Annotated in this window: 7 protein-coding genes and 1 pseudogene; 4 read left to right on the top strand and 4 right to left on the bottom strand. The window is 60.9% G+C overall.

From position 1 onward, the window contains the following. A pseudogene (locus AC1D1Z_RS32300) lies at positions 1-162 on the top strand (transposase); the annotation flags it as partial. 34 nt (positions 163-196) lie between these two features. Here AC1D1Z_RS32300 and AC1D1Z_RS32295 read toward each other — a convergent pair. Continuing rightward, positions 197-667, bottom strand: coding sequence for a winged helix-turn-helix transcriptional regulator (locus AC1D1Z_RS32295; protein ID WP_334546519.1), 471 nt, complete (start codon positions 665-667; stop codon positions 197-199). Positions 668-757: 90 nt separating this feature from the next. Here AC1D1Z_RS32295 and AC1D1Z_RS32290 point away from each other — a divergent pair, with 90 nt between their 5' ends. Both AC1D1Z_RS32290 and AC1D1Z_RS32285 read left to right on the top strand, forming a co-directional pair. Next, positions 758-1,573, top strand: coding sequence for an oxidoreductase (locus tag AC1D1Z_RS32290; RefSeq protein ID WP_065277738.1), 816 nt, complete (start codon positions 758-760; stop codon positions 1,571-1,573). Positions 1,574-1,622: 49 nt separating this feature from the next. Then, positions 1,623-2,624 carry an NADP-dependent oxidoreductase gene (locus AC1D1Z_RS32285; RefSeq protein ID WP_477852911.1) on the top strand — a complete coding sequence of 334 codons (1,002 nt, stop codon included), beginning with the start codon at positions 1,623-1,625 and terminating at the stop codon, positions 2,622-2,624. 105 nt (positions 2,625-2,729) lie between these two features. Here AC1D1Z_RS32285 and AC1D1Z_RS32280 read toward each other — a convergent pair whose 3' ends face one another. Beyond that, positions 2,730-3,593, bottom strand: a complete 864-nt coding sequence (locus AC1D1Z_RS32280) for a helix-turn-helix domain-containing protein (RefSeq protein WP_477852914.1) — start codon at positions 3,591-3,593, stop codon at positions 2,730-2,732. A 154-nt stretch (positions 3,594-3,747) separates the two neighbouring features. On the opposite strand from AC1D1Z_RS32280, the gene AC1D1Z_RS32275 reads away from it, so the two are divergent. Then, positions 3,748-4,662, top strand: coding sequence for a DMT family transporter (locus AC1D1Z_RS32275; RefSeq protein WP_477852909.1), 915 nt, complete (start codon positions 3,748-3,750; stop codon positions 4,660-4,662). A gap of 138 nt (positions 4,663-4,800) precedes the next feature. Here the strand turns inward: AC1D1Z_RS32275 and AC1D1Z_RS32270 are convergent, their stop codons facing one another. Together AC1D1Z_RS32270 and AC1D1Z_RS32265 are read right to left on the bottom strand one after the other, a co-directional pair. Next, on the bottom strand, positions 4,801-6,003 hold the full coding sequence (locus AC1D1Z_RS32270; RefSeq protein WP_477852907.1) for an ROK family transcriptional regulator: 1,203 nt from the start codon (positions 6,001-6,003) through the stop codon (positions 4,801-4,803). 179 nt (positions 6,004-6,182) lie between these two features. Further along, on the bottom strand, positions 6,183-6,605 hold a 423-nt coding region (locus AC1D1Z_RS32265), incomplete at its 5' end, for an MFS transporter (RefSeq protein WP_477852906.1).

The following is a 6,605-nucleotide window of genomic DNA, read 5'->3' as shown; positions in this document are numbered from 1 at the left end:
CTGTTGCCGACCGAGCGTGGTCGCAAGTCTCGGCCCTCCCATGACAACCGTCGCTTTTTTAACGCAATGCTCCATGTCTTGCGTGTTGGTTGTCCGTGGCGGGATATGCACGAGCGGTATGGAAAGTGGAATTCGGTCTATGTTCGGTTCCGCCGTTGGGCCGCAATGATCTCGCTCCGATGAATGTCGATCCGTCCTAGGCGTCATCAGTCCTGCTATTCTGCGGCGGGACGGCGCATTCGGGTGCCGCGATACGAATAGAACGTGTTCCAATCGGCGCGCCGGTCGCGCGGTCGATGGTGACGGGATCGATTTCCGTACCAGTCTCGGTGTCGAAGAAACGGGTGACGTCGCCGCCACCGCGGTACTTGCGGCCCCAGGCGCCGATCGCAAACAGCACCGGCAGAAAGTCGCGGCCGGCTTCCGTCAGCACATATTCGTCGCGCGGCGGACGCTCGGAATAGCGACGCTTTTCCAGCAATCCTTCCTCGGTCAGCGATGACAGCCGCCCCGTCAGCATTGTCGGGACGATGCCGAGGCTTTTGCGAAATTCATCGAAGCGGGTCAGCCCCGCATGGGCGTCGCGCATGATCAGCATGCTCCACGCATCGCCGACGAGCGCCAGGCTGCGGGCGATCAGGCAGGGTTGTTCCGAAAGATTCTTCATGTCGATATCTTTTTAGTAGTGAATTACTATCGATTTGATAGTAACAGACTGCGCATGGATGTTCCACGACAAAAACGAAGGCAGACGTCAATGAGCAAGAGAGAACGCGGCATTGCCCTGGTCACCGGGGCTTCCTCCGGCATCGGGCTGGTGACGGCGAAGGCGCTGCGGCGCGACGGTTACCGGGTGTTCGGCACCAGCCGAAAGCCGATGGCCGACACCGCCGATGGGATCACCATGCTGGTCTGCGACGTCATCGACGATCAATCCGTGCAGAGCGTCGTCGACGAGATTCTGAAGCGCACGGGACGGATCGATCTTCTGGTCAACAATGCCGGGATCGGCCTGCTCGGCGGCGCCGAGGAATCGACGACGGCGCAGGCCAAAGCCGTATTCGACGTCAACGTCTTCGGCACGATGCGCATGACCAATGCAGTACTGCCGGTGATGCGGCGGCAGCGTAGCGGCCGGATCGTCAACCTGAGCTCGATCCTTGGGCTGATCCCGGCGCCCTTCAACGCACTCTACGCAGCGACCAAACACGCGATCGAAGGTTATTCGGAATCCCTCGACCATGAAGTGCGCACACAGGGCATCCGCGTCGTGCTCGTCGAACCGGGTATCACCCGCACCTCGTTCGAAGAGAACATCACGCGCCCCGACCGGCCGCTTGCCGTCTATGATGCGGTGCGCGCCGTTGCGGAGAAGCTGATGCGCGAGATCGTCTCAAAAGGAGATGCGCCCGAGGTGGTCGCCGCAACCGTCGTCAGGGCCGCCAATGCGCCATCGCCCAAGAGACGCTATACTGCCGGAAAGGCGGCAGGACAGGTCCGCTTCATCCGCCGCTTCCTGCCCGAGTCCTTCGTCGACAAGAGCCTCCGGAAATTCAACAAACTTCCCGGTTGAGCCTGCCTTACCGCATTTCCGGCACACCACAGAAACGAAAGTTCGTCCCATGAAAGCATTCCTGATCGATCGCTACAAGAAGGGYGGCGCCCTCAGGCTCGGCCAGAGCCCTGAACCGCAGCTGCGCGAGAATGACGTCATGGTCGAGATCCATGCCGCCAGCGTGAACCCGCTGGATGCCAAGATCCGGGACGGAGAGTTCAAGCTGATCCTGCCTTACCGGCTTCCATTGGTGCTCGGCAATGATGTTGCTGGTGTCGTGGTCCGGGTGGGCGCCAATGTCCGGCAGTTCAAACCCGGCGACGCGGTGTATGCGCGTCCCGGCCAGGATCGCATCGGCACCTTCGCCGAGTATATCGCCGTCGACGCTGGCGATGTCGCGTTGAAACCCGCCAATCTCAGCATGGAAGAGGCCGCATCCATTCCACTTGTGGCGTTGACCGCATGGCAGGCGCTGGTCGAGCGTGCCAAGCTGCAGAAGGGGCAGAGGGTGCTGATCCATGCGGGCTCCGGCGGCGTCGGCACCATTGCGATCCAGCTTGCCAAACATCTCGGCGCCCATGTGGCGAYGACCGTGAGCACGGCAAATATTGATCTGGTGAAAAGCCTAGGCGCCGACGTGGTGGTCGACTACAAGAAGGACGACTTCGAAAAGGTGCTGAAGGGCTATGACGTTGTGCTGAACAGCCTCGGCAAGGATACGCTGGAGAAATCGCTCGCCGTCCTGAAGCCCGGCGGCAAGCTGATCTCGATATCAGGTCCGCCCGATCCCGATTTCGCCAGGGAAAACGGCTTTGGCTGGCTGCTGCGGCAGGTCATGCGCTTCTTGAGTTTGGGCATCCGGCGGAAATCGAAACGCCGGGGGGTCGGCTATTCCTTCCTCTTCATGACGGCAAACGGCGCGCAACTCGGCAAGATCACTTCGCTGATCGAGGCGGGCGCCATCCGCCCCGTCATCGACCGGTCCTTCCAATTCGAGAAGACCAACGAGGCGCTGGACTATGTGGAGACAGGCCGCGTTAAGGGCAAGGTCGTCATCGCGGTGAAGTGAGTCCCGGGAAGGCCGAACAGCCCTCGGTTTAGCCGAGCGGCTTTTGCAGGGCGCCGAAGCGCGGATTGGTTTCGGAAAAGAGATGGGCGGTCGAGCGAAGGGGCTTCACTGTCGTTGCCGATAGGCAGAGGGTGTGACGCCTGTGCCCAACTTAAATGCCCGTGTCATGTGGCTCTGGCTGCTGAAGCCGCAGGCCGAAGCGATCTGCGCTATTGGGTCCATGCCTGATAACATCGATTTGGCGCGCTCGACACGCCGGTGAGCCACCCAGCCATGTGGGGACACACCATAACTTGCCCGGAACATCCGCTGAAAATGAAAGGCGCTGAGCTGCCCGATCGCCGCCAGATCCTGCAATCGGATTGTCTCACCGAGATGGGCCTCGATATACTCCAGACTCCGGCGCCGCACATGAGGAGCGAGCCCGCCGCTGATCGCGCAGGGACGCATCCCTCCATAACGAGGATCGACGAAGAAATCGTTGATCGTCTGTGCCATCGCTTCTTCAGCCTGCAGATGACCGCCYGCCACCATCGCTTGCGTCATCTGCCAAAGCGTGCGCGCTAAGGCGGGTGCATCTGCGAAGGTCACTTCGGGAAGAGCCATGAGCCGAGCATCGCGGTCAAACGTCTCCGCAAACATCCGCCGCATCTGGTCGTCGGGAACATACAGATGGACGAATTGGGAGAAGTCGGTGATTTCCCATTCGGACGAGTGCTCCTGTGGCATGATGCACAGCACTCCCGGACGGCCGCGCGCGGCGGGGCTGCCATCTAGACGACGCGTTCCGGCGCCGCCTTTGAGATAAAGACTGAACGTATGACCGTTCGGCCGCTGATAGCTCATCCTGTCGTGTGCATTGCTCCAGATGGCAGCTGATCGCCCGAACCCCAAATCCATGGACTGTGACATCCGCGCAGTGGGAGATGCTGACAAAAACCCGAAAACCGAGGGGTGACTATATTTCACCAATTCTTCCCCACACCTGACCATGCCGCGCGAACAATACCGGCGGACGACCCGCATGGCGAGCCGGAAGTCCGGGCAAATCGATTTGATAGCAAGAATCTGCAAGAGGCGTGCTCACGGTTCGCCTATTGGTCGGGAAAACGAGGATCACTCCATGGCAAATGCCGCTCTCTTCATCGCAACCGTCCTCATATGGGGGACGACCTGGATCGCCATTGCGATGCAGGTCGGTCCCGTGCCGGTCTTGGTCTCGGTCTTTTACAGATTTGCGGTCGCAGCAGTGATCCTCGTCGCCATCCTGGCTGTCATGCGGCGGCTCAAGCTCCCTGCCTTGCGCGATCAACCCTTCATCCTTGCGCAGGCGCTCTGCCTGTTCAGCCTCAATTTCATCTGTTTCTACAACGCCGCCGCCTCTATCCCGTCCGGGCTAATCTCCGTGATCTTCTCACTCGCAACGATCTACAATGCCGTCAATGCGCGCCTCTTCTTCGGCGACCGCATAACAGGCCGCACGCTTCTCGCAGCCGCGCTCGGAGCAACCGGCCTTCTCCTGCTTTTCGGACAAGACGTTGTCGTCGATTTCGATATGGGCACGTTGAAAGGGATCGGGCTCGCAGCGCTTGGCACGCTGTTCTTCTCCCTGGGCAATATGGCATCGCGTCGAAACAGCGCGGCCGGAATCTCACCGCTGACCGCCAATGCCTGGGGCATGACCTATGGCGCGGTCGTCCTCCTCTTCCTGATTGCCGTGACGCAAACGCCGATCGTGGCGCCGCCTAACATCACCTATCTTGCCGCCCTGCTCTATCTCGCGGCGATCGGATCGGTGGTTGGCTTCACCACCTACCTCATGCTGGTGTCCCRCATCGGCTCTTCACGCGCTGCCTATGCCACCGTCCTGTTCCCGATCGTCGCCCTTTCGTTGTCGACGGTCTTCGAGGGCTACCACTGGAGCGGCCTGGGCCTGATCGGCCTGGCGCTGACGCTTCTCGGGAACGTGGTCATCTTTGCGCGACCTCTCGCCCGTCGCCCGCCGCAAGCAGATGCGAGGCTGCCGGCAGGCGGATGAGGGGCCGGCCTCGGCAATCTCCCGTGACGAGATGTACTAGAGCCTTTCCGTTTTTCTCCGAATCACGAAAATGCTCTATCTCTTTGTTTTCACGCAATTCCGGACGCAAAACCGCTACGCACTTTTGCTGGAATTGCTCTAGCCGAGCGGCTTTTGAAGAACGTCGAAGCGCGGATTGGTTTCGGAAAAGATCGGCAGGGCGGCGGCGCCGAGGATCGCCGTATCCTTGCCGGTCATACCGATCATGACGCGGGGCAATGTCCGCTTCTGGTTGGGGTCGATCGGGGTGTGCAACGGCTCCAGCCGCTCGGCAAGCCGCCGCATCAGCGATGTCGAAATGCTGCCTCCAAGCACGATGGTCTGCGGATCGAAGGCCAGTTCCAGAAAGTCGACGGTCTGCCGCAGCGGCTGGACGGCCTGATCCAGCCAGGCGTCGAGACCTTCGCCACCCCTGGCGATCAGCGCATCGAGATCATCAGGCGAAAGCTCCTCGGCGTTGGCAATGCCCATGAATTCGTAGGCGACCGTCAGCGAGATGTAGCGATCCAGACAGCCGCGCTTGCCGCAGCTGCAGAGCTTGCCTTGCGGTTCGACGATGATATGGCCGATCTCACCGGCATTGTTGCGGCTACCCTTGTAGAGGTGACCATCGAGGAACATTCCGGCGCCGATGCCGCCTCCGCCGGCGAGGAAGAGATAGACGAAGCTGCCCAAACCGCGGGCGACGCCGTGAAGACGCTCGCCGATCGCTGCTGCCGTCGCATCGTTTTCGACGAGCACCGGCACCTTAACCCGCTGTTCCAGCTCATGCCCGACAGGAAAACCCTGCCAGCCGGGCAGGTTCAGCGGGCTGAGAGAGGTGGTGCCGCCATCGGCATAGCGGCCGGGCAGGGCCATCCCGACGCCGAGCAGCCGGTTCCGATCGAAAACGAAGGCCTGCTGAAGATCCTCGACGATGGACTGAAGAGCCGGCATGGCACGTTGCGGATCTGGATGTTCGACATGGCGCTCGATGCGGGCGCAAACCGCGCCGGAGAGATCCGTCAGGACCCCGCTGGCGCGCTGGCGGCCAAGTTCGAGGCCGATCGAATAGGCGCCGCGCGGATTGATGGTGTAGGGAATGATCGGCTGGCCGCGCGCCAGCTTCTGCGCCTCGGACGGGACGAGAAGGTGCGATCTCTCCAGTTCCTCGACGATATTCGACACGGTCTGGGCCGTCAGCGCCGTCATCCGGGCGATCGCTGCGCGCGACAAGGGACCGTTCGTGCGGACAGCCTCGATCACCACACGCCGGTTGTGAGACTTGGCCTGCTCGAGATTCGTGCCGGAAATTGCCTTCATGTCGCCTTCAAAGAAATGGTGCGTCACCCTTGTCACAAGACGAACACCGATGAAAGCCACATTCTTCGTCACGTCCCTGGACTAAGCATGTCGCGCAAAACTGTGCAGCGGTTTTGCGACAACGACATGCGTAAAAACAAAGACCCCAAGCGCGACAAGCGAATCTGAAAGATCGCGCTTTAGCGGGCTTTGCCTCTATGCAAGAGGCCGATGATCGCTATCCCCGCCAATCCGGTGACGGCGCTCAGGATCGCGGTTCCCGAATAACCTGTCACGTAGGTGCCGGCGGCAAAGACCAGCGCGCCGATCCCGGCGCTGGCAAAGATATTGACGGAGATCAGTGCACTGCCGAGCCCCGGCCGGTCGGCGATCAGATCCTGCAGATAAGTGATCGGAATGCTGATGATCGCCGACGCTCCCATGCCCGCAAGCAAGGTGAGCGCATAGAGGTGCCACGGCTCTGAGGCAAAACCGAGAAGACTGAGGAACACGGCATAGATGATGGTACCCGCAGCAAGCGCCGTCATCTGGCCGGCCTTCCGCGCGATCCGCGACCAGACGATGATGAAGACGACTTCCAGCAATGCGACGATGCCGACAAG

Source organism: Rhizobium sp. P1_E1 (assembly GCF_056406015.1).
Note: the sequence above shows the minus strand (reverse complement) of the source record. Positions and strands in the feature narration are given on the sequence as shown.